Here is a 22,297-nt window from a genome sequence, read left to right on the forward strand (position 1 = left end):
ACCGGCGATGGTTTGGCGAGAGACTGGGCTCATGGATGAGCGGCTTCGTTTTGTTGCGGAATGCCTATCTGGCGAGGAGACGATGACGCAGCTTTGTGCTGCCTTCGAGATCTCGCGCAAGACCGGTTACAAATGGCTTGGACGTTACCGGGCGTTCGGGCCGGAAGGCCTGCACGACCAGCCGCGGGCGCCGCTCGAGCACGGCCGTGCCACGGCAGCGGAGCTGGTGGAGCGGATCGTGGCGCAGAAGGAAGCGCATCCGCTGTGGGGGCCGAAGAAGATCATGGCCCGGCTGAAGCGGGCGGAGCCCAGCTGCAGCTGGCCGGCGGTGTCGACAGCCGGCGAGATTCTGAAGCGGCATGGCCTTGTCGGGCGTCGGCGCGCGCGCTGGAGAGCGGCGGGCAACGGTCCATGGCCGGAGCCTGAGGCGGCGAACGCGCTGTGGACGGGAGATCACAAGGGCTGGTTCCGGACCGGCGACGGCTGGCGCTGCGAGCCGCTGACGGTGATGGATGGGGCGTGCCGCTACCTGTTGGCGCTGGCGGCGATCGGCTCGACGTCGGAGGGTGAAGCCTGGCCGGTGTTTGAACGGACATTCGAGGAGCATGGCCTGCCGGATCGGTTCAGAAGCGACAATGGGGCGCCGTTCGCGTCAGCCGGCGTCACCGGGCTGACGCCGCTTGCGGTGCGCTTCATCAAGCTCGGTATCGTGCTGGAGCGCATTCAGCCGGGCAAACCGCAGCAGAACGGATGCCATGAGCGCTTCCACCTGACCATGCTGCCGCTGGCCAAGGCGCCGGAGGCCGACAGGGCCGCCCAGGCTCGGGCTTTCGAGGCTTTCCGGCGCGAGTATAACGAGGAGCGCCCGCACGAGGCGCTGGGTATGGACACGCCGGCACAGCATTACCGCCCCTCGACCCGCGCCATGCCGAAGACGACACCAGAGCCGGACTATCCGGCCGAAGCTGCGGTGCGCAGCGTGCGCCAAAACGGCGAGATCAAGTGGAACGGCGACTTCATCTACGTCTCAAAAGCGCTGGCCGGTGAAGCGATTGCCGCAACCGAGACCGAGAATGGGGAATGGGCACTCCACTTCTATGCCCATCCGCTCGGCTTCATTGACGGCCGACACAAGAAACTGGTCCGCCGCAGTGCCGTTCAACCCCGACCAGACGGCACTGCGGCGGACAGCAACTCAGGGAGAAAACTGTAACCCATGTATCCGGTTCAAAGTGTTACCCATCTATCGGCTGGACACGCGGACGGAGTGGGGGGCTGGCGCTGCCATATGCGATTGCCCTGCCGGTTCCCCGGAGCGAATATGACACTCTGGAACGGCGCAAGGTCGGCGCCCGGCTGGTTCGCGGATGCCGCGCCGGCTGCAGACAAGGCGTCCGTGCTTCGGCTAGAGTTCCGCCGGGGTCGACAATTACGCGATGGCAGGCATCGAAGGGGAGCACCGAGGTGAACCAAAAAGCCAGTCCAAGGCCACTTTCGGAAATCGCCAGCTATCACGCACATATCTATTACGACGGGCCGGCCGAGCGGCAGCACGCCGAATGGCTGCGCCGGCGCATCGCAGAACGTTTCCGCGTGCGCCTGGGCAATTGGCGCGACGAGCCGGTCGGCCCGCATCAGCAAGCCATGTACCAGGTCTCCTTCGCCACCGAACTTTTTGCGACGCTGGTTCCATGGCTGATGCTGAACCACGGCGGCTTGAGCATCCTCATCCACCCGAACACCACCAACCCCAAGCGGGACCATCTGGTTGACCCGATCTGGATAGGCCGGGCGCTGGCGGTGAAGGGCGAGGTTCTTGGCGAGGAGGATGAGGCGGAAGAGGCGCTGGAGGTGAATACGGAGCCGACGCTGGGGGCGTGAGGTGAGGCAAACCTCGCCAGTTCGATTATCCGCCGAGCAGCGAGGCCAGTGCACAGTTCCGCGCAGTCTTCCCGTGCCGGACGCAATAGCGCCATGGAATACCTGTCGCCGGCGGTTGGCGGATGAGTTTGTTCGGTCGAAACCCGACCGACGGCTTCTAGGACTGAGTGTTGCGATCGCTGAAAAGCGCAGCAACTCTTGGGACTTGCGCCCGCGATTAATAAATCGCATCTGAATGGTAGTGGATCTGCGACCGAGAAGCGCTAGTGGTTGCATCCACATCGACAAGGGGGGCGCACTTGCCAGGATTTTCCGTCGACACAAAGCTCTTCCGCGAACTGGGTGAGCTGCTTGTCGGTCGCGAGTCGACGGCTCTAACCGAGCTGATCAAGAATGCTTACGATGCCGATGCCACTGAGGTCACGATCCTTGGAAGGGGAATCGCCGAAGCTGGCGAAGGCAGTATTATTGTAATGGATAACGGAATCGGCATGTCGGAAGCCGAATTCTCAAGGGGCTTCCTCCGCATTGCTGGTCGTGGGTGCTGATCGGCGCTCCCCGTGGTTCGAGAGGCGGTATACCGGTGAGAAGGGTGTCGGTCGGCTCGCTGCTCACAAGCTTGCACATGGGCTAGAGGTTCGGTCACGACGATGGAACGGTGCGGAGCGGGACACTTTGGAGGGGTTTCCTGCTGACAACGAAATCCAAGCGAAGATCGACTGGGACGCGATCGAGGCATTGGAAACGCTAGCCGATATTGAAGGAAGCGGTGCGGTCGACGTTCGCAGAATAAGCGGCACGCGTCGCCCTGCAGGCACAAGACTGACGCTATCACCGTTGCGTCGCCAATGGCGCGATCGTGATCGAGAGCGCTTCTTCGAAGAGGTAGCGACTCTGACACCCCCTGACGTTCTGTTGGAACCTCTAGAGAGTGTACTCGCATCACCTCATTTGCTCGAACGGCTCACTGTCCGTGACGAGCGCCGCGCCGGCGGTTTCCAGGTAAGTTATCGCGGCGATCTGGCGCTGTCTGAAGGAGACCTTCCGGCTGCGCTGGCTAGCGCATCTTGGATCATTGAGATCGACTGCAAAAAAGAAGAGCGACGCTTGAGGATCGCAGTCACCCCTACCCGACGAACGCTTGCCGAGTACGGTAACGCTGAAGGTTTCGTCCTCGATCGTCCGCTGGGTGGAAATGACCCCGCTGTTGGGTTTCAGGCCCGCATTCTTCAAATGTCAAACGCGCAGTGGCCCAAGCGTTATCAAGGTGTGCGGGTATATTACGAGGGCTTCCGCGTCCTCCCATATGGCGATCCGCGCGATGACTGGCTGGAGCTGGATCGTGATTACCGTTCACGTGGTCATCAGGAACTCGGCCGACTGCGGAGCCGAAGCGCCTGGAATCTGCCCGCCGGCTCCGAGAAGGAAGGTCTCGCTATCCAGGGCAACACGGCATTCTTCGGTGCGGTACTCCTAACTCGCTCCGGCGCCAACGAGCTACAGATGCTTGTCAACCGTGAGGGCTTTCTGCCCGGTGACCAGTTCACTTTCATTGAGGAGACGGTTCGGCTTGCGATCGACCTACAGGTGCGCCTTCGCTACGCAACCACTTCAGAGGTCAAGCAAGCGCGACAGCTTGTGGGCGGCCGGCAACAGCGCTCTGCAAGGCGTGCGGCCGCAGGGCAATCCCCGTCCGCCTACTTGCTCCGTGAACTTCACCAAACTGCGCAAACTGCGCTGACTAACGCGCGAACGGCGATCTCCGCCGGGCGAAGTACCGATGCGCGAAACCAACTCGAGCAGCTTGAGCAAACGCTCGGCTCGGCTACGGATCTTTCCGACGAAGTGACATCGGAAGCCACTATGTTTCGAGTACTGGCGTCAATTGGTCTCGAGCACGCCGCATTCGTGCACGAAGTGCGCAGCCTTTCGCTTGCCGCTCAGACGCTCGCTGACACACTGGAAAGGTTGGCCAATGCAGAGCGAGACGCTCGTAAGGCACGGCAGCTGCGCGCGATCGCCGTCAACGCTAAGGATATCCGTGAGCGGCTTCGCCGCAATGCCATATATCTTGCGGACGTTACGGGAATTGAGGGCCGGCGCCGTCGTAGTCGGCAGAATCTTCGTGAGCGGATTGAGCGTGTACTCGGCTTTTTCGAGCGCTCAATAGCCAGGCGACGTGTCGATGTCCGGATCGACGTGTCGAATACGTTGCAAACGCCACCGCTCTTTCCAGCAGAACTAACCGCTATCCTGAGCAATCTTTTCAGTAATGCGATTAAATTTGCAGGCAATCGGGGGACAGTCCGTATCTCTGCCCGAGAACTCGACGACGTGTTCCAAGTTCGCGTTGAAAATAGTGGAATTGCCGTGGATTTAGCCACCGCTGAGCGTTGGTTCGAGCCATTCCGTTCGACCACCACAGAGGTTGATGAGTCGCTTGGTCAAGGCATGGGGCTGGGATTGACTATCACGCGAAGCCTAATCGATGAATATGGCGGCTCGATCCGATTCGTGCCGCCATCATCCAGCCAGGCCACAGCAATCGAGCTGGAGCTTCCGCGGCGATGACCAAGCCTCACGTTCTGCTGATCGACGATGCCCCGCAATCGGCCACCCTTCCGGATTCCATCCAGGCAATTCCCCTTGACCCCGAGGACGCGAACTTCGGACCTGACCTCGAAGCAGCGTTGGTGTACGCCGACCTGATCCTGCTAGACCAAAATCTTCACCGCGAACAGGTGTTGGGATTGGGAGCATTGGATGGGGCTAGCTTCGTCGGCAATCTGCGCTCTTGGGCGCGCGCTAAGGAACTCACTCTCCCGCCAGTTGTAATTTACACCAGTGAATATGAAGCGTTCGCCGATGAAATCCCGACGCTTGGTCCGGCGGTGCCGCTCGAGGGAAGTTTCATCGGCAAGGAGGCGCGCATCGCGTCGGCGCTAGACGTTGAGTGGCTTATCCCTAAGGATGAGAACTATTCCGTCGGGCATATCGCCAGCCTTGCACGTGATTGTCTATTGCTGCGCGCGGACGCAGCGGATGCAAGGATGAACTTGCAAGAAATCAGCGACTTCCTTGCCGTTCCACGCGACCAAGCTTGGTCTGAGATCGCGGTCGGCCAGATCGCCAAGTGGCGTCCGCCAATAAACGAAGCCGGCAATGCGCCCGCAGGAAGCCGGGGGGTGACTCCGGTGCTGCGATGGCTGCTTCACCAAGTGCTCCCATGCCCCGGCCTACTCCTTTCCGATCTCTATGCGGCTTGGTCGCTTGGAATCGAGCCTAAGAGTTTCTCAGCCCTGTACCAATCTGCAAATACGCGAGACTGGGTGCAAGCGCTTCGCGCTACTTGCTACGGCGGTGCGGCTAAGGATCTTGTTAATCGCCGCTGGTGGGCAGCGGGCATAGACTTTATTGGGTGGCGCCTACGCGAGCGTGGCTACGAACTGGGCAGTTTCCAGCATGCACTAGATGAGTTGGCCGGACCAGGGCTTATGCCACTTGCGGCAGCGGAGTCGGTCGTGGTGGTCAATGTCGATCTTGAGGAGGCCGGCATTGCCGCACTCGAGGATGCAGTTCAGATTTACCCACCTGGTTGGCCGACAGAAGCGGTCGATCCTTGGATGCGCCGTGACGAAGTGAAAGCCGATCCGGTGGCGCAAACGATGATCGATCTGACGGAGCTGCCTGTCGTCGAATGAGCTTTACATTCAATCCCGACTACATGGCGCAGGATTTGCTAGCGCTCGCGCGAGGCGCTGCGGATTTCTTGGCTCCGCGATCACTGGTGCGCGTGGAACGGCTGACTACCAACCTGCGCAACGCGGTTGCAAATGCTAAGGCTGGTGGGCAGGCAAGCTTCGCTTGGCGGACCGACGCAGACGCCCCGATTCAAGTCCGCGCGTCCAAAAGTTGGAAAGGCGGCACCGACGATTTTGACCCAATTGCTGCGGATATTCGGCTGGATTACGCCTGCCAATTTCTACCAGCGACCGGCCGAGTAAAGATCAAAGGCGTGGCGGTGATTGTCATTCGTGACATCGGCGGGGGCGGTGAGAAGGTTGTTCACTTCGATGTCGATGAAGGGGGCTGGAGCGAGGTAGTCAATGGCCAGCCCGTCCATCGTGCAGGTCACCCGCCTTTCCACGCGCAATTCTATGGCGTTCTCAATGATATTCCGCGCATGCCCAGCCTCATCGTATATCCGGTCGACGTCATCAACTTCGCAATCCTCGAGCTCCATCAGAAGAATTGGAGACAGCACGTCGAATCATTTCAGGCAAAGTCGCAACTGCGCAATTTTCCACCTCGACAGCGCGAACGCCTTGCCGCGATCCTACAATGTTGGAGCGGGACGGTTTGCAATCCCGACTTCCATCCTTTGGTAGCCATGCAGCGCCCGTTCGGCGAGCCTCTTTCGTTTTGACTAGCGTCCACGCCGCATTTGGCGGCGTGCGCATAATTCCGCCCGGAGTGCCGCGAGCAGGCGGCGCCAATCGCGCCCCAGCAACGGTGCGACGAGCGCTTCATCCGCCAGTTCCGTCGCTATGTCGTGCTCGCCGCGACGCAGCGCTGCATCAACGCTGGCGAAGATAGCTTCCATTGAACCGCTCGCCGGCAAGATCGGCATTCCGCGCGCGTCCTTGAGTTCAAATTTGAGGACGCCGCCGCCATAGCTACGTCCGCCGCGCTCGGCGGCAAGCTGCCCGAAACTGGAGAGGAGGCTCAGCGATGCAGTAAGCCGGATTTCGCGCGACACATCAGGATTGAAGCGCACGCTATGCAACGTGTTGGTGCAGCCAACGGTATCGTAAGTTAACACAAGGCGAGGACCACGGTCGTTCATGTACGTGAAGATTGCGTCGCAATCGGGAACATCAATCTTCCACCACGGAGAGCGCTTGGATAACCACAAAATGGACCGTCGAGATTTCGGTGAAATCTTTGCAAGCTGGGCACGACCGCCCGAGTTTTTGATGGCTATTCTTGGCGATGCTAACAGCCAAGTCTTTTCGCCAGCGTGCGCCCGCTCGATCAACTGAGCAGCGCTAGTTGTGAGGCCAGGAATTTGACGCCCGCGCGACGCCACGGGCCGAACTTCGCTCCGATCAATGCCCATCAGGAGTCGCTCATCCTCATTAAGGAGGAAGATTCTGTTGCAACCGGTTACAGCTCCGATACGTAACTCCGCGATAGTACCGAGTGGGGTCGCATACCGTGCTAGCTGTTCAAATACCGCGTCCGCACGGACGATCTCACCAGCCGGCTGGCCGTTGACCATCCAGCGCTTAGGGTCAGGTAGCGAGCACGCGCCCTGCGCAAAACCTTCGGCGAGTATGAGCGCTCCGCGCTCGTCGGCGTTGTTGCTCCAGAGCGGCCTGTCGGCAAATTCTCGGATTTCGACATTAGCAAACCGATGGCAGAGACGATCAAGTGCGGTGCGGCCGTAGTCGCTGAACAGACCTGACGCAGGAATAATCGCGGCAAGCCGCCCACCAGGCAGCAGAAACTCCAGCGCGTGGATCAAAAAGTGCACCCAAAGCCCGGCGGCGCCCGGCACAGAAAAGCGGTCCCGTAGTGCAACTCGACGGCCCTTCTCAAGGCTATGATTGCGTGTGAAAGGTGGATTGGTCAGGACGCCATGAAACAGGCCAGTGCTAGCCGGATCAAGCTGAAGAAAATCAATAACGCGCGCATCACAATCAGGAGCAACATGCGGAATGACTGTCTCGATGACGTGCGGATTAACATCGCAGGCCAGCACGCGGATCTTGGAGCTTCCGTGCATCGCAATCGATCGCCGTACCGCGGCTTCAATAAGGGCTCCCTCGCCGACGCTTGGTTCAAGAATCCGCTCGCATCCAGTGCGGACGAGCCAATTTGCGAGCATATCGGCTAGCGTCTGCGGTGTGTAAAATGCACCGAGTGATTTCGGTTTCCGGAAGAGGGCGTTTGACGACATGACTCAAATTAGCAGGTTGGTTGCGATATGTCTCGAGAGACTTCCGGGAGTCTTGGCGAGTTTCGAAAAGCGACTGTGGACAACGCCACAAGCTGTAGTGCGTCGGTCGGATGATCAGCCTGACACCGGAGTGGTGGTTGATGCGTCGTTCTGTAGCCCGTCCCTGCCGGCCCTACGCTATCTGTTTTCGGGATCTGACGGAGCTTGTCCTACGACTGACCTGCGCGTCTCCATCCATACTATATACACTCGAACTATCGGTGCAGATCAGACGCAGGCATTGTTGACGAGCAGGCACGTGTCCTGGCTTCCCGGCCTCGCTGCTTACCCCCCAGCCAACCGCGGCAGCAAAAAAATCTCCGCCCCCGGCGGCAGCTTCTTCCCCCAAGTATCCCTATAAATCACCCCGTCGATCGAAACCGCAATTCCCTTCTCGATGTACGGCTCCAGGCCGGGATACTGTTCAGCCAGTTTCCTGAACAGCTCCCTGATATCCCTGGCCTCGACCTCGACCTTGCTCTGGCCTCCGGCGAGCGTGCCTAGCGATCCCCAGAGCGTCACCTCGACCATGAGCGATAATCCTCATTCGACCGTGACGTTAGCCGAAAACCGCTTCGCGCCTTTCGTCATTAGCCTTCCCGCTCCGCCTCGATCGCCGCCAGGATGCGCGGTGGCGACATCGGGATGTGGGTCATGCGCACGCCGGCGGCGTTCGACACGGCATTGGCGATCGCCGCCAGCGGCGGCACGATCGAGGTTTCGCCGACGCCGCGCACCCCATAGGGGTGGTTGGGGTTGGGGATTTCCAGGATCTGCGTGTCGATCATCGGCAGGTCGGAGCAGACCGGGATGCGATAGTCGAGGAAGCCGGGGTTCTGCAGCCGCCCGTCCTTGCCGTAGATATACTCCTCGTTGAGCGCCCAGCCGATGCCTTGCGCCGCACCCCCCTGGTACTGGCCCTCGACATAGGTCGGGTGCACCGCCTTGCCGGCGTCCTGCACCACCGTGTAGCGGATGACCCTGGTGGCGCCGGTGTCGGGGTCGACCTCGATGTCGCAGATATGGGTGGCGAAGGAGACGCCGGCGCCGTCGGCGACGAGCTCGCTGTGGCCGGCGATCGGCCCGCCCGTCGTGGCGGCAGCGGCTGCGATCTCCTTCAGCGACAGCTTGCCGAGATTGCCGTGCTTTTCGCCCTTGGCGACCGCGTGGCCCTTTTCCCAGACCACGTCGTCGACGGGGATGTCCCACATCTGCGCGGCGCGCTCGCGCAGGATTTTGATCGCGTTGCGGGCGGCCGAGATGGTCGCCATCGACGAGGAGAAGGTGCCGCGGCTGCCGTCGGTCATGTCGTTGTAGCCCAGGCTCGAGGTGTCGGCGACCACGGCCTTGACCTGATGATAGTCGATGCCGAGCTCCTCCGCCGCCACCAGCGACAGCGACGCGCGCGAGCCGCCGACATCGACGGTGCCGACGGCCAGCGAGACCGTGCCGTCGATGCCGACATTCAGGTCGGTGCAGGTCTGGCCGCCGAAGTTGAACCAGAAGCCGCAAGCCATGCCTCGGCCCTGGTTCTTCGCCAGTGGCGCCTTCATGTGCGGATGGCTCTTTGCGGCTTCCAGCGTCGGGCCGATGCCGATCGGGCCGTAGACCGGGCCGTAGGAGGATCTGGTGCCCTCCTGCGCGGCGTTCTTGATGCGGAACTCGACCGGATCCATGCCGATCTCCTTGGCCAGCTCGTCGATGGCGCTTTCCACCGCGAAGGCCGCCATCGGCGCCGACGGCGCGCGATAGGCCGCGGTTTTCGGCCGGTTGACCAGCACTTCGTAGCCAACCGTCTTGACGTTCTCCAGCCTGTAACAGGCGAAGGCGGTCATGGCGCCGATCTCGGCCCACATGCCGGCATAGGGGCCGCAGGAATAGCGCAGCGTCGCTTCCGCGGCAGTGATCGTGCCGTCCTTGCGGGCGCCGATCTTGACGTCGATCGAGGTGGCGCTGGTCGGACCGGAGGCGCGGAACACCTCGTCGCGCGTCATCACCAGCTTCACCGGCCGTCCAGCCTTCCTTGACAAAGCGAGCGCCACCGGCTCGGCCCAGACATGGGTCTTGCCGCCGAAGCCGCCGCCGATCTCCGAGGAGGTGACGCGCAGCTTGGAGACATCGATGCCGAGCAGTTGGGCGCAGTGCTGGCGGTAGACGAAATGGCCTTGCGTGCAGACCCACAGCTCCGCGGTGCCGTCGGGATTGACGCTCGCCACGCAGGCATGCGGCTCGATATAGCCCTGATGCGTCTGCTCGGTCTTGAAGGAGCGCTCGACGATCATGTCGGCCTGGCTGAAACCTTCATGCACATCGCCATGGCCGAACTGGCTGCGCTTGGCGACATTGGACGGTTTGGCGGGCTTCTGCTCGAGGCCCTCGGTGAAGATGCTGTCATTGATCAGGGGCGCGGTGTGCTTCATCGCCTCGTCGACATCAGTCACATGCGGCAGCACCTCGTAGTCGACCTCGATCAGCTTCAGCGCCTGCCTGGCGGTGCGGGCGTCGACCGCGGCGACGGCGGCGACCGCGTGGCCGTCATAGAGCGCCTTCTCGCGCGCCATGCAATTGTCGAGGACGTCGTGCATGGCGGCATCGCCATTGGTCAGGTCAGGCAGGTCGGCCGCGGTGATCACCGCCTTGACGCCGGCGAGCTTCTCCGCCTTCGAGATGTCGATCTTCCTGATTTTCGCATGGGCATGCGGGCTGCGCAGGATGCGCCCGACCAACTGGCCGGCCATGTTGAAGTCGGCCCCGTAGCGCGCGCGGCCCGTCACCTTGTCGACGCCGTCGGGACGGATGGGACGCGTGCCGACGGATGCGAAATTGCGTCCTGAGTAGCGCGGATCGAAATTCATGCGTTACGCTCCCTTCATTACGTCTGCCGCGTCCTGGACGGCGCGCACGATCTTATCATAGCCGGTGCAGCGGCAGAGATTCCCGGCCAGCCCGAAGCGGATTTCCTCCTCGCTCGGATCGGGGTTCCTGGCCAACAGGTCCTTGGCAGCGATCAGGAAGCCCGGCGTGCAGATGCCGCATTGCAGTGCGGCATGTTCGAGGAATTTCTGCTGCAGCGGATGCAGCTTGTCGCCCTGCGCCATGCCTTCGACGGTCTCGACGCGCCGCCCTTCGGCCTCGGCGCCGAGCACCAGGCACGAGCACACCAGCCGGTCATCGAGGATGACGCTGCAGGCGCCGCAGTCGCCGGTGCCGCAGCCTTCCTTGGCGCCGGTAAGCCCGAGGCGGTCGCGCAGCACGTCGAGCAGCGTCTCGTCAGGCTGGCAAAGATATTCGACGTGGTCGCCGTTGATTGTCGTTGAGACTGCTACACCGGCCATCACTTGCCTCCTGCACGCTGATAGGCGGTCATGGCGGCTCTTCTCGCCAGCACACCCGCAACTTTTCGTCTGAATTCGATGGTGCCGCGCTTGTCGTCGATGGGCCGGCAGGCCCCGGCGCAGACCTTGGCAAGCCGCTCGAGTGCGGCTTCGTCCAGCGTCCTGCCAATGACGGCCTCGGCGGCTTCCTCGACCAGAAGCACGGTCGGCGCCGCGGCGCCGATGGCGACGCGGGCCGATGTGACGACGCCTGCCCCATCGAGCGTCAGGTTCACGCCGGCGCTGACCACGGCGATATCCATCTCGGTGCGCGGAATGAAGCGCAGATAGGCGTCGCCCGAATGCGGCGGGCGGCTGTCGAGCAGGATCGCCTCGATGATCTCGCCCTTGGCAAGCGACGTCCTGCCCGGCCCGGTCGGCACGGCCGCCACCGCGATCGTGCGTTTGCCGCCCGGCCCGGCAACCACCGCCTTGGCGCCGGCCGCCACCAGCGCCGGCACGCTGTCGGCCGCCGGCGAGGCGTTGCAGAGATTGCCGACGATGGTGCAGCGGCCCTGCACCTGCTTGGAGCCGATCAGCCTTGCCGCCTCGACGACGCCGGGCCATGCCTTTTTCAGGGCGGCATGCTCTCCCAAAGCGGCGCAGGGCACCGCGGCGCCGATGCTGAAGCCGTCCGGCGTCTGCCGGATCTCGCTCAGGCCCTCGATCGCCTTGATGTCGACGATCAGGTCGGGTTCGACAAAGCCACCCTTCATCCTGACGAGAAGGTCGCTGCCTCCGGCAAGTATCGCGGCGGTGCCCGCCGATCCGGCCAATTGGCCGACGGCATCTTCGATTGAAAGCGGACGTATGTAGCGCATCGTCTCCCCTTGGTGATCGCAATCTCATCGACCGTTATAAACAGTCTGCTCATAATGGCTATCCTGTGGTGCGGCATTAAGGCCAGCGCCACACATCGGATGAACCAGGGCCGGCGAGCGCCCGTTTTATCCGGGTGTTTTGACGCAATTCCGGACGGAAAGCCGCGCTGCATTCGGCCGGCCTGTTCACGCCGTCTTCTGCGCCACCAGGCCGAGCTCCTCGACCATCGCCTGGCGCATCAAAAACTTCTGCGGCTTGCCGGTCACCGTCATCGGCAGTTCGGTGCGGAAGCGGATGTAGCGCGGGATCTTGTAGTGGGCGATCTGGCCGGCGCAGAACGCCTTGATCTCCTCGGCGGTGGTGATCTGCCCGGGCTTCAGCACGATCCAGGCGCACAGCTCCTCACCGTATTTCTCGTCGGGAATGCCGAAGACCTGCACTTCCTTGATCTTGGGGTGTCGGTAGAGGAATTCCTCGACCTCGCGCGGATAGACGTTCTCGCCGCCGCGGATGACCATGTCCTTGACCCGGCCGACGATGTTGCAATAGCCCTCGGCGTCTATTGTTGCGAGGTCGCCGGTGTGCATCCAGCCGTCGGCGTCGATCGCCTCGCGGGTCTTTTCAGCGTCGTCCCAATAGCCCTTCATCACCGAATAGCCGCGCGTGCAAAGCTCGCCCGGTTCGCCGACCGCGACGGTCGAGCCATCGGCGCCGATGGCCTTGACCTCGACATGCGGATGGATGCGGCCGACGGTGGAGACACGCTTTTCCAGCGGATCGTCGACACCGCTCTGGAACGACACCGGGCTGGTCTCGGTCATGCCGTAGGCGATGGTCACTTGTGCCATATGCATCAGCGACACCACCTTCTTCATCACCTCGATCGGGCACGGCGAGCCGGCCATGATGCCGGTGCGCAGGCTGGAGAGGTCGAAGGTCGCAAAATCCGGATGGTCGAGCATGCCGACGAACATGGTCGGCACGCCGTAGAGGCCGGTGCAGCGTTCCTGCGCCACCGCCTTCAGCGTGGCGCCGGCATCGAAACCCTCGCCCGGAAAGACCATGGTGGCGCCTTTGGAGACGCAGCCCATCGTGCCCATCGACATGCCGAAGCAGTGATAGAGCGGCACCGGAATGCAGAGCCGGTCGTCGACGGTGAGTTTTATCGCCGAGGTGACGAAATTGCCGTTGTTGACGATGTTGTTGTGGGTCAGCGTCGCGCCCTTCGGCGCGCCGGTGGTGCCCGAGGTGAACTGGATGTTGATGGCCTCGTTGGGCTTCAGCCCCTCGGAGATGCGGTCGAGGCTGTCATGCTCGTCGCGCCCGGCCATGGCCAGCACGTCGGCGAAATTGAACATGCCGGGCGAGTTGTCCTCGCCCATGCGGATAACGATTTCGAGCGTGGGCAGTTTCTGCGCCTTGAGCTTGCCTGGCTCGGCCTTCGCGATCTCCGGCGCCAGCGTCTCGATCATGCTTAGATAATCCGAGCTCTTGAATTGGGCGGCGGTGACCAGCGCCCGGCAGCCGACCTTGTTCAGCGCATATTCGAGCTCGGTCAGCCGGTAGGCCGGATTGATGTTGACCAGGATCAGGCCGATGCGGGCGGTGGCGAATTGCGTCACCAGCCATTCCCAGCGATTGGGCGACCAGATGCCGACGCGGTCGCCCTTCTCCAGGCCGAGCGCCAGGAAGCCGGCGGCAAGCGTATCGACCGTGTCCGAAAGCTCGCTCCAGGTGAAGCGCTTGTCCTGGCCGACGAAGACCGCCGCATCGAGCGTGGCGTATTTGCTGACCGTGTCGGAAAACAGCTCCGGGACCGTCTTGTCGAGCAAGGGTACCGAACGGTCGCCCGAGACATGCGCCCTGCCGTCGACCGGAGCAATGAAGGTGCCACCGCGCCCGCGCAGATTGGTGGCGTTCTTGAACTCGTCGAGATTGATCGCCATCGCCGTCTCCTCCCGGGACATGCCAGCCTATCAGCCTGCCGGGGCGGTGGAAATCCCGTCGATGGTACTGCCCCTCACCCAGCCTCCGCTTCGCTCGGCTGACCTCTCCCCGATGGGGAGAGGAGACCTTCAGCGTCGGGGCCAACCTCTTCTCCCCATTGGGGAGAAGGTGGCCGCGAAGCGGCCGGATGAGGGGCCGCGCCGACGCTACCCCGCTATTGCTGACATCTTCGCGGCGATTTCCCGCAACCGCGCCTCGTCCGTCGCCGCACGCTCTTTCCTCGATGCCACCAGGCAGGCCTGCGATTTCAGGATGACGCCGTCGCCCAGCACCTTGAGGTGGTTGGCGCGGAGCGTCGAGCCGGTAGTGGTGATGTCGACGATGACGTCGGCAAGGCCGGCCGCCGGCGCGCCTTCGGTGGCGCCGAGGCTCTCGACGATGCGATAGACCTGGATGCCGTGCTTTTGCGAGAAGAATTGCTGCGTCAGCCGCCAGTATTTGGTGGCGATCCTCAGCCGCCGGCCGTGGCGCTGGCGGAAATCGGCGGCGACATCGTCGAGATCGGCCATGGTGTCGACGTCGAGCCAGATGTCGGGCACCGCGACCACGACATCGGCATGGCCGAAGCCGAGGCGGGCGACGATCTCGGCCCGCGCCTCCCAGTCGGCAAGGTTTTCGCGCAACAGATCCTCGCCGGTGATGCCCAAATCGACCGACCCTTGCCCGATCTCGCCGGCGATCTCGGAGGCCGAGAGAAACGCGATCTCGACGGTGTCGACACCTTCGATGCGGGCGCGGTATTTGCGCCTGTCATCCGGCAGGCTGACGACCAGCCCGGCCTTTGCCAGCACCTCCAGCGCCTGCTCCTTGAGGCGGCCCTTGGACGGCAGAGCCAGCGTGATCATGGCGCGCTCCCCCGCAACGCCTCGATGCGGTCGAGCCAGACCGAGAAGCCGACGCCGGGGATCGGCTTTTTCGCGCCAAGCAGCGTCAGCAGCCGGTCGTAACGGCCGCCGCCGGCCAGCGGCCGGTCGCCACCTTCGGCTGCGATCTCGAAGACGAGGCCGGTGTAATAATCGAGCGGACGGCCGAAGGCGGCGTCGTAGCGAATCGTCGCCGCCGGCAGGCCGTGCGCTTCGATAGCCTTGGCGCGGGAGGCGAAATTGTCGAGCGCGGCGCCGAGGGAGAGGCCGGCACCTGTGGCGAAGCTTTCGAGCGCCGCGGTCGCGCCACCCAGCGCGACATCGATCGCCAGAAAGTCCTTCAGTGCCGAGAAGGCCTCGTTCGACAAGCGCACGCTGCGCAATTCCGCCTTCTCGATCAGCCGGCGGGCGATATCGGCCGGGGCGCGCCCCGCCGATGCCGACAGGCCGGCTTCCTCCATGCCGTCGGCGATATGAGCGGCAAGGCCTTCAACGTCGCCGTCGAGCACCAGCGTCGCCACATCTCCCGAAAGCTGGCTGTTGCGCGGCGGATTGGCGAGGTCGGCAAGGGCCGCCTCCAGCATCGAAGCCGAGCCGAAAGCGCGGGCAAGGCGCATGCGCCAGCCGCGCGGCAGGCCGAGTGCCGCGAGCACCGCTTCGAATACCGTCTGGTCGCCAAGCGTTATGGCGAGCGAGCGGCCTGGCAGCGTCAGCGACAGCAAGGCATGCGCGTCGGCCAGCGAGCGGGCATCGGCGGCGGCGGTGTCGCGATCGCCGAGATCCTCGATGCCGGCCTGGAAGAACTCGTTGCCGCCCTCGCGGCGCTGGCGGAACACTTCGCCCAGATAGGAATAGCGGCGCGGCGTGCCGGCCTGGCTGGCGATGTGGTCGAGGCAAACGGGGATAGTGAATTCGGGACGCAGGCAGAGCGTCTGTCCGGTCTCGCTCTCGGTGAGGAAGATGCGGCGGCGCAGGTCCTCGCCGGCCATGTCGAGGAAGGGGTCGGCCGGCTGCAGCACGGCGACTTCGACGGCGTGGGTGTTGCGCTCGGCGAAGAGGCTGGTGATGTCGGCGGCGATGGCGGGGCGGCGGGAGGTCATCGATAGGTCGGGCGCGAGGCCCCCCTCTCTGTCCTACCGGACATCTCCCCCTCAAGGGGGGAGATCAGCAGCTTTGCCGGCAGCGCTCGCTCTGCAACGTCGGCGATTGGCGAAAGCAAAGGCGACATCCAATCTCCCCCCTTGAGGGGGAGATGGCCGGCAGGCCAGAGAGGGGGGCTCAAGCGCCACCCTTGGCGCGATCGGCAGCCTGCGCCGCCAGGATCTTCTGCACCTCTCCTACCAACTCACTCTCCGCCACCGTCACCTGCGCCGGCCGGGCGGCGCGCCATTCGGCATTGTCGGTGATCTCCGCCGACATCCTCGCGCCTTCGATCAGATCCTTGATCTGCACCTCGCCCCTGGCGCGTTCGTCGCCGCCCTGGATGACGGCGACCGGGCTGCCGCGGCGGTCGGCATATTTCAGCTGCGCCTTCATGCCGGCGCCGCCAAGATACATTTCGGAGCGGATGCCGGCGGCGCGCAGCTCGGCGACCATTTTCTGGTAGCGGCCGAGGCTTTGCGTGTCTTTGTCCATGACCAGCACGACGACCGGGGCGATGACATCGGAAGTGTCGAGCTTGCCGAGGTTCTTCAGCGCCGTCATCAGGCGGGAGACGCCGATCGAAAAACCGGTCGCCGGCACCGGCTCGCCGCGGAAGCGCGACACCAGCCCGTCATAGCGCCCACCGCCGCCGACCGAGCCGAAGCGCACGATCTGGCCTTCGTCGTTGGGGATTTCGGCGAGGAGCTCGGCCTCGAAGACGGGACCGGTGTAGTATTCGAGGCCGCGCACGACCGAGCGGTCCATCGCAACGCGGTCCTCGCCATATCCTGCAGCCCTGACCAGAGCTTCAATCGTTGCAAGTTCGGCGACGCCTTCCTGATACACAGCGTTGGCGCCGACGCTGGAATCCTGGCCAGCCTGTCCGTTCCTTGCCGTCGCGAGCAGAACAGCTTCGGCCTGCGTGCCGTCCAACCCGGCGCCCTTGGCAAAATCGCCTTCGCCTTCCTTGCCGCCGTCCCATCGTCCCGGGCCAAGCAGGAGCCTCACGCCTTCCGGCCCCAACTTGTCCAGTTTGTCGATGGCGCGCAGCACAGTCAGCCGTCTTCCCACATTCTCGTCACCGCCCAGCCCGATCGCCTCCAGCACGCCGTCGAGCACTTTGCGGTTGTTGACGCGGATGACGTAGTCGCCGCGCTTGATGCCGAGCGCCTCCATCACGTCGGCCATCATCATCGCCATCTCGGCGTCCGCCGCTACGCCCGGCGTGCCGATGGTGTCGGCGTCGAACTGCATGAACTGGCGGAAGCGGCCGGGGCCGGGCTTCTCATTGCGGAACACCCAGCCGGAACGGTAGCTCCGATAAGGTTTCGGCAGGCGCTCAAAATTCTCGGCGACGAAACGCGCCGTCGGCGCGGTCAGGTCGTAGCGCAGCGACAGCCACTGCTCGTCATCATCCTGGAAGGAGAAGACGCCCTCGTTCGGCCGGTCCTGGTCGGGCAGGAACTTTCCGAGCGCATCGGTGTATTCGATCAGCGGCTGGTCGGCCGGTTCGAAACCGTAAAGCTCATAGACGCCGCGAATGGTCGCCATCATCTTTTCGACGGCGCGGATGTCCTCGGCGCTGCGGTCGGCAAACCCGCGCGGCAACCGCGCTTTCGTCTTTTCGGATTTGTCGGCCATGGGATGGTCTTCTCTGGTAATGGGCGCGCGTTTCCTAAACGATGCGGCTTGGAGCGGCAAGGGTTAGCACCTTTCCCTTCTCCCCTTGCGGGAGAAGGTGGATCGGCGCGCAGCGCCGAGACGGATGAGGGGTGTTCCAGCGGAGTGAGACGTCGGCGTTCCCTGGAGCACCCCTCATCCGTCGCCTTCGGCGACACCTTCTCCCACAAGGGGAGAAGGGAAAGGGCCCTATTTCGGCCGTTTGAACTTCTCCCGTTCCGCCTCCACCTCAACCCGACAGTAGCAGCCTTCGAGATGGTCGTTGACCAGGCCCATCGCCTGCATGAATGCGTAGACTGTGGTCGGGCCGACGAAGCTCCAGCCGCGCTTCTTCAGTTCTTTCGAGATCCTGACCGAGACCGCCGTCGTGGGGTTGGCGCGCAGATGGAGCAGGTCGACGATCTCCGGCCGCTCATCATCAGGGCCTGGCTCGAACTTCCAGAACCAGGCAGCCAATGAGCCGAATTCGTCGACCATTTCGCGGGCGCGCCTGGCGTTGTTGATGGTCGAGACGATCTTGCCGCGGTGGCGGATGATGCCGGCATTGCCGAGCAGGCGCTCGACATCCTCGTCGGTGAAGGCGGCGACCTTGTCGAAGTCGAAGCCGGCGAAGGCCTCGCGGAAATTCTCGCGCTTGCGCAGGATGGTCAGCCAGGAAAGCCCCGACTGAAAACCTTCCAGGCAGATCTTCTCGAACAGCCGGCGATCGTCCGCCATCGGCCTGCCCCATTCATGGTCGTGGTAGTGCAGATAATCCGGCAAATTGCCATGCCAGAAGCAGCGCGCCTTGCCATCGGGGCCATCCAGCAGGCCGGCATTTTCGTTTCCCATCGCCAGAAATCCATTCGTTAATGCGCTTGAGCACCGGTTTTACCGTGGCTTTACCAGATTCCTGAACCGGCCGGTAACCACACCAAAAGGTTTACTGACAGTTCCGCATTTTACGCATTCCGATTCATGTTTTGCTTGCCGCTTCGCGCCAAGGATCGCGAGACCGAGGGCCCCCCGCCCCGGACGAGTTCGACGATCAAGGTGCGTTGCGATGAAGATAGTTTTGCTTTCCCTGCTTGGCGCAGCAGCTGTGCTTGCGGCCGGCGTCACGCCTTCCCTTGCCGGCGACCGCTATGCCGACAGACCGCCGGTGATGGTCAGCCCCGACCTTTCAGCACCCTGGGTGCTGCAGCTTGGCCATGCGCCGGGCATCGTGCGGCAGAATCGGCAGGCAGTGCAGCAGCCGCTGCGGCGGCTGTTCCAGGCGCAACCCGACCAGCAGCGCACCGCGGCGGTACAGCCGCAGGCCAGGCGCATGGTGATGCGTCCGCAGATCAACCCGATCTATTTGCCGCAGGAAGTCGCCTATGACGGCCCGCAGAAGCCGGGCACCATCGTCATCGATACGCACCAGAATTTCCTCTATCTGGTCGAGAAGAACGGCAAGGCGCGGCGCTATGGCGTCGGCACCGGCAAGCCGGGGTTCGAATGGTCGGGCACGCACAAGATCACCGACAAGAAGGTGTGGCCCGACTGGCGTCCGCCGGCGGTGATGATCAAGCGCGAGGCGGCCAAGGGCCGTTATCTGCCGACCTATCTGGCCGGCGGCATCGAGAACCCGCTTGGCGCGCGCGCGCTCTATATCGGCACCACCGAATACCGCATCCACGGCACCAACCAGCCCTGGACGATCGGCAGCGCGGTGTCTTCCGGCTGCATCCGCATGCGCAACGAGGACGTTGTCGACCTTTACGAGCGCGTCAATGTCGGAACCACGGTCGAGGTGATATAGTCTTCGCGAATCAATCGTTTAGGCAGCGCTGGGTCATTTTGGCGCGGGCTGTTGCTTTCATGCCATAGCGCGCTTTTGGAAGACGTGCTTAGACTGGCATCGAGTTAACGGGGGACGGGCCGTGTGGGGATACGGCCGGTCACGAAAGGGCAGCACGGGAAACCGCGCTGCCCTTTTCGCTTTCGCGCCGGTTCGGCTGGCCGCCTCCGAAGCAGGCCGCTTCGTTTTCGGAGCTGATTTCCCGGCCGTCCTCTGCTATTGCGGCGCACAAATCTTGGTTTACGCAATTCCGGGGAAGTCACTTTCCGGAATTGCTTTAGAAAGCAGAGGTGCCACCCATGTCCCGCACCGACGACAGCCGCTATCTCAAAGGTGGCCCGGTCGCCCAGCGGATCATCGCCGCCGTGCGCGAGGATGCGGCGATCGCCAGGGCCGAAGGCTTTCCGCCGAAGCTGGTGTCGATCACCGTCGGCGACACCGACGCGGTCGATGTCTATGTGCGCAACCAGCGCGCCAAGGCGGAGCTAGCCGGCATCGGCTTCGAGGAACGACGCTTCGCCGCCGACATCAGCGCCGGCGAGCTCGAAGCGGCTATCCATGGCCTCAACGCCGATCCGCGCGTTACCGGCATCATCATCCAGCGGCCGGTGCCGGCGCATATCCCGATCAAGACGCTGCAGGCGGCGGTGCATCCGCTGAAGGATGTCGAGGGCATGCATCCGGCCTCGATCGGCAACATCGTCTACAACCAGCTCGATCTGGCGCCGTGCACGGCCGCCGCCTCGGTTCAGCTGCTGAAGGAGACCGGCCTCGACCTCAAGGGGCTCGAGGTCGTCGTCGTCGGCCATTCCGAGATCGTCGGCAAGCCGATCGCTTTCCTGCTGATGAGCGAGGGCGCGACGGTGACGGTGTGCCATCACATGACGCGCTCGGTGGCGGCGCATGCACGGCGCGCCGACGCACTGTTCGTCGCCGTCGGCAGGCCGCGGCTGATCAAGGCCGACATGGTGAAGCCGGGCGCGTGCGTCATCGACATCGGCATCAATTCCGAAATCGGGCCGGACGGCGAGAGCCGCATCGTCGGCGACGTCGATACCGAGAGCGTCAAGGAGGTGGCCTCCTGGATCACGCCGGTGCCGGGCGGCGTCGGCCCGCTGACGGTGGCGATCCTGCTGCGCAACACCATGGTGGCGCTTAACCGCCAGCGCGCGCTCTACCGCGCGACTTATGGCGTGCCCGACCAGCTCGCGGCGGAATAATCGCGCCACGCCCCCTCACCCAGCCTCCGCTTCGCTCGGCTGACCTCTCCCCAGTGGGGAGAGGAGACTGTCAGCGCCGGCACCAATCTCTTCTCCCCGCTGGGGAGAAGGTGGCCGCGAAGCGGTCGGATGAGGGGCCGCGACGACGAAGGTCACTCTGCCGCCAACGGCCCCTTCTCCAAAATGCCTTCCGGCTTCGCGCCGCCATAGGCCCAGTCGAGCAGTTTTATCGTGTGCACCACCGGCAGCCTGGCGGCGGAAGCAATCTGGGTGATGCAGCCTATATTGCCGGTGGCGACGATCTCGGCGCCGGTGGCCTCGATGTTTTTCACCTTGCGGTCGCGCAGTTTCGCCGAAATCTCGGGCTGCAGGATATTGTAGGTGCCGGCGGAGCCGCAGCACAGGTGTCCCTCGCGCGGCTCCCGCACGACGAAGCCGGCCTTGGCCAGAAGCTCCTTCGGCTGGCGGGTGATCTTCTGGCCGTGCTGCATCGAGCAGGCCGAGTGATAGGCAACGATTGTGCCCGGCTTGCGGACCGGCTCGGGCAGTTCGAGCGCGGCGAGGTACTCGGTGATGTCCTTTGCCAGCGCCGAGACGCGCGCCGCCTTTTCCGCGTAGACCGGATCGAGCCGCAGCATGAAGCCGTAGTCCTTGATCGTGGTGCCGCAGCCGGACGCCGTGATGATGATGGCGTCGAGCCCGCCCTGGTCGATGGCGCGCGTCCAGGCATCGACATTCTGCCTCGCCGAGGCAAGGGCCTGATCCTCGCGGCCCATGTGATGGACGAGCGCGCCGCAGCAGCCTTCGCCTTCCGGCACTAAGACCTCGACGCCCAGCCTCGTCAGCAGAGAGACGGTCGTGTCGTTGATGGCGGGATCGAGCACGGACTGCGCGCAGCCGGTGAGGATGGCGACGCGCCCGCGGTTCGCACCCTGCCCAGCACGCGTGCCGGGCGAAGCCATCGGCGATGCTGGCGGGATTGACGACGGCGCGAGCTTCAGCATGGCGGCGATCGGCTTCAGTGCCGGCAGTTTTTCGAACAGGCCGATGAACGGCCTGCCCAGCCCGGCCAGTTTCAGCGCAGCGCGGAAGCGGCTGGGGTACGGCAGCACGAAAGCGAGCATGGCGCGGGTCAGGCGGTCAATTAGCGGTCGCCGGTAGGTCTGCTCGATATGGGCGCGGGCATGGTCGACCAGATGCATGTAATTCACGCCGGAAGGGCATGTGGTCATGCAGGCGAGGCAGGAGAGACACCGGTCGATATGAGTGACGATTTCCCTGTCGGCTGGGCGGCCGTTCTCCAGCATGTCCTTGATGAGATAAATGCGGCCGCGCGGTGAATCGAGCTCGTTGCCTAATGTCACATAGGTCGGGCAGGTGGCGGTGCAGAATCCGCAATGCACGCATTTGCGCAGGATCTTCTCCGATTCCGCGACATGCGGATCGGCAAGCTGCGCGGCTGAGAAATTGGTCTGCACAAAACG

General features: G+C 63.4%; 19 protein-coding genes. 8 read left to right on the top strand and 11 right to left on the bottom strand.

The genetic code is table 11. The annotated features are described in order from the left end of the window. The first annotated feature begins 7 nt into the window (after positions 1 to 7). The 6 genes from FJ974_RS26050 to FJ974_RS26075 all read left to right on the top strand — a co-directional run bounded on the left by FJ974_RS26050 (position 8) and on the right by FJ974_RS26075 (position 6,307). Positions 8 to 1,213, top strand: a complete 1,206-nt coding sequence (locus tag FJ974_RS26050) for an integrase core domain-containing protein (RefSeq protein ID WP_140539330.1) — start codon at positions 8 to 10, stop codon at positions 1,211 to 1,213. Between the two features lie 251 nt (positions 1,214 to 1,464). Next, a complete protein-coding gene (locus FJ974_RS26055; RefSeq protein ID WP_140536967.1) occupies positions 1,465 to 1,881 on the top strand; it encodes a DOPA 4,5-dioxygenase family protein in 417 nt (138 codons plus the stop codon). Positions 1,882 to 2,180: 299 nt separating this feature from the next. Then, positions 2,181 to 2,429: an ATP-binding protein gene (locus FJ974_RS26060; RefSeq protein ID WP_181177240.1), complete on the top strand. Its 249-nt coding sequence runs from the start codon at positions 2,181 to 2,183 to the stop codon at positions 2,427 to 2,429. A 127-nt stretch (positions 2,430 to 2,556) separates the two neighbouring features. Beyond that, positions 2,557 to 4,452 carry a sensor histidine kinase gene (locus tag FJ974_RS26065; RefSeq protein ID WP_140536962.1) on the top strand — a complete coding sequence of 632 codons (1,896 nt, stop codon included), beginning with the start codon at positions 2,557 to 2,559 and terminating at the stop codon, positions 4,450 to 4,452. After that, positions 4,449 to 5,582, top strand: a complete 1,134-nt coding sequence (locus FJ974_RS26070) for a hypothetical protein (protein ID WP_140536960.1) — start codon at positions 4,449 to 4,451, stop codon at positions 5,580 to 5,582. Before FJ974_RS26065 ends, FJ974_RS26070 begins: the two co-directional genes overlap by 4 nt. After that, positions 5,579 to 6,307: a hypothetical protein gene (locus FJ974_RS26075; protein ID WP_140536957.1), complete on the top strand. Its 729-nt coding sequence runs from the start codon at positions 5,579 to 5,581 to the stop codon at positions 6,305 to 6,307. Before FJ974_RS26070 ends, FJ974_RS26075 begins: the two co-directional genes overlap by 4 nt. On the opposite strand, the gene FJ974_RS26080 is transcribed toward FJ974_RS26075, so the two are convergent. The 10 genes from FJ974_RS26080 to FJ974_RS26125 all read right to left on the bottom strand — a co-directional run bounded on the left by FJ974_RS26080 (position 6,308) and on the right by FJ974_RS26125 (position 18,602). Beyond that, positions 6,308 to 7,843 carry an N-6 DNA methylase gene (locus FJ974_RS26080; RefSeq protein WP_140536954.1) on the bottom strand — a complete coding sequence of 512 codons (1,536 nt, stop codon included), beginning with the start codon at positions 7,841 to 7,843 and terminating at the stop codon, positions 6,308 to 6,310. Positions 7,844 to 8,167: 324 nt separating this feature from the next. Beyond that, the gene (locus FJ974_RS26085) at positions 8,168 to 8,413 is read right to left on the bottom strand and encodes a MoaD/ThiS family protein (RefSeq protein WP_140536951.1); all 246 of its coding nucleotides are present in this window, start codon (positions 8,411 to 8,413) and stop codon (positions 8,168 to 8,170) included. A 59-nt stretch (positions 8,414 to 8,472) separates the two neighbouring features. After that, complete coding sequence (locus FJ974_RS26090; RefSeq protein ID WP_140536948.1) at positions 8,473 to 10,737, bottom strand: xanthine dehydrogenase family protein molybdopterin-binding subunit; 2,265 nt, start codon at positions 10,735 to 10,737, stop codon at positions 8,473 to 8,475. A 3-nt stretch (positions 10,738 to 10,740) separates the two neighbouring features. Beyond that, positions 10,741 to 11,217, bottom strand: a complete 477-nt coding sequence (locus FJ974_RS26095) for a (2Fe-2S)-binding protein (protein ID WP_140536946.1) — start codon at positions 11,215 to 11,217, stop codon at positions 10,741 to 10,743. After that, complete coding sequence (locus FJ974_RS26100) at positions 11,217 to 12,077, bottom strand: FAD binding domain-containing protein (RefSeq protein ID WP_140536943.1); 861 nt, start codon at positions 12,075 to 12,077, stop codon at positions 11,217 to 11,219. Before FJ974_RS26100 ends, FJ974_RS26095 begins: the two co-directional genes overlap by 1 nt. 186 nt (positions 12,078 to 12,263) lie before the next feature. Next, positions 12,264 to 14,024: an AMP-binding protein gene (locus tag FJ974_RS26105; RefSeq protein WP_140536940.1), complete on the bottom strand. Its 1,761-nt coding sequence runs from the start codon at positions 14,022 to 14,024 to the stop codon at positions 12,264 to 12,266. Positions 14,025 to 14,231: 207 nt separating this feature from the next. Next, complete coding sequence (gene hisG, locus FJ974_RS26110) at positions 14,232 to 14,930, bottom strand: ATP phosphoribosyltransferase (protein WP_140536938.1); 699 nt, start codon at positions 14,928 to 14,930, stop codon at positions 14,232 to 14,234. Then, positions 14,927 to 16,048: an ATP phosphoribosyltransferase regulatory subunit gene (locus FJ974_RS26115; RefSeq protein ID WP_140536935.1), complete on the bottom strand. Its 1,122-nt coding sequence runs from the start codon at positions 16,046 to 16,048 to the stop codon at positions 14,927 to 14,929. The genes hisG and FJ974_RS26115 overlap by 4 nt, the downstream gene beginning before the upstream one ends. Positions 16,049 to 16,226: 178 nt before the next feature. Continuing rightward, a complete protein-coding gene (gene hisS / locus FJ974_RS26120; protein ID WP_140536930.1) occupies positions 16,227 to 17,732 on the bottom strand; it encodes a histidine--tRNA ligase in 1,506 nt (501 codons plus the stop codon). A 228-nt stretch (positions 17,733 to 17,960) separates the two neighbouring features. Next, complete coding sequence (locus tag FJ974_RS26125) at positions 17,961 to 18,602, bottom strand: DNA-3-methyladenine glycosylase I (RefSeq protein WP_140536925.1); 642 nt, start codon at positions 18,600 to 18,602, stop codon at positions 17,961 to 17,963. Between the two features lie 211 nt (positions 18,603 to 18,813). Between FJ974_RS26125 and FJ974_RS26130 the strand changes: the two genes are divergently transcribed. Continuing rightward, a complete protein-coding gene (locus FJ974_RS26130; protein WP_140536922.1) occupies positions 18,814 to 19,554 on the top strand; it encodes a L,D-transpeptidase in 741 nt (246 codons plus the stop codon). Between the two features lie 338 nt (positions 19,555 to 19,892). Next, positions 19,893 to 20,813, top strand: coding sequence for a bifunctional 5,10-methylenetetrahydrofolate dehydrogenase/5,10-methenyltetrahydrofolate cyclohydrolase (locus FJ974_RS26135; protein WP_140536919.1), 921 nt, complete (start codon positions 19,893 to 19,895; stop codon positions 20,811 to 20,813). 152 nt (positions 20,814 to 20,965) lie between these two features. On the opposite strand, the gene glcF is transcribed toward FJ974_RS26135, so the two are convergent. Further along, positions 20,966 to 22,291 carry a glycolate oxidase subunit GlcF gene (gene glcF / locus FJ974_RS26140; RefSeq protein ID WP_140536916.1) on the bottom strand — a complete coding sequence of 442 codons (1,326 nt, stop codon included), beginning with the start codon at positions 22,289 to 22,291 and terminating at the stop codon, positions 20,966 to 20,968. Positions 22,292 to 22,297 lie beyond the last annotated feature (6 nt).

This window comes from Mesorhizobium sp. B1-1-8, from assembly GCF_006442795.2.
GTDB lineage: Bacteria > Pseudomonadota > Alphaproteobacteria > Rhizobiales > Rhizobiaceae > Mesorhizobium.

Excerpts from the sequence above, each read along its gene's own strand:
- FJ974_RS26125 (WP_140536925.1), bottom strand. The coding sequence starts at position 18,602 with ATGGGAAACGAAAATGCCGGCCTGCTGGATGGCCCCGATGGCAAGGCG.
- FJ974_RS26070 (WP_140536960.1), top strand. The coding sequence starts at position 4,449 with ATGACCAAGCCTCACGTTCTGCTGATCGACGATGCCCCGCAATCGGCC.
- FJ974_RS26085 (WP_140536951.1), bottom strand. The coding sequence starts at position 8,413 with ATGGTCGAGGTGACGCTCTGGGGATCGCTAGGCACGCTCGCCGGAGGC.
- FJ974_RS26075 (WP_140536957.1), top strand. The coding sequence starts at position 5,579 with ATGAGCTTTACATTCAATCCCGACTACATGGCGCAGGATTTGCTAGCG.
- FJ974_RS26100 (WP_140536943.1), bottom strand. The coding sequence starts at position 12,077 with ATGCGCTACATACGTCCGCTTTCAATCGAAGATGCCGTCGGCCAATTG.
- FJ974_RS26095 (WP_140536946.1), bottom strand. The coding sequence starts at position 11,217 with ATGGCCGGTGTAGCAGTCTCAACGACAATCAACGGCGACCACGTCGAA.
- FJ974_RS26115 (WP_140536935.1), bottom strand. The coding sequence starts at position 16,048 with ATGACCTCCCGCCGCCCCGCCATCGCCGCCGACATCACCAGCCTCTTC.
- hisS (WP_140536930.1), bottom strand. The coding sequence starts at position 17,732 with ATGGCCGACAAATCCGAAAAGACGAAAGCGCGGTTGCCGCGCGGGTTT.
- FJ974_RS26135 (WP_140536919.1), top strand. The coding sequence starts at position 19,893 with ATGTCCCGCACCGACGACAGCCGCTATCTCAAAGGTGGCCCGGTCGCC.
- FJ974_RS26090 (WP_140536948.1), bottom strand. The coding sequence starts at position 10,737 with ATGAATTTCGATCCGCGCTACTCAGGACGCAATTTCGCATCCGTCGGC.
- FJ974_RS26080 (WP_140536954.1), bottom strand. The coding sequence starts at position 7,843 with ATGTCGTCAAACGCCCTCTTCCGGAAACCGAAATCACTCGGTGCATTT.
- FJ974_RS26105 (WP_140536940.1), bottom strand. The coding sequence starts at position 14,024 with ATGGCGATCAATCTCGACGAGTTCAAGAACGCCACCAATCTGCGCGGG.
- FJ974_RS26050 (WP_140539330.1), top strand. The coding sequence starts at position 8 with ATGGTTTGGCGAGAGACTGGGCTCATGGATGAGCGGCTTCGTTTTGTT.
- FJ974_RS26130 (WP_140536922.1), top strand. The coding sequence starts at position 18,814 with ATGAAGATAGTTTTGCTTTCCCTGCTTGGCGCAGCAGCTGTGCTTGCG.
- hisG (WP_140536938.1), bottom strand. The coding sequence starts at position 14,930 with ATGATCACGCTGGCTCTGCCGTCCAAGGGCCGCCTCAAGGAGCAGGCG.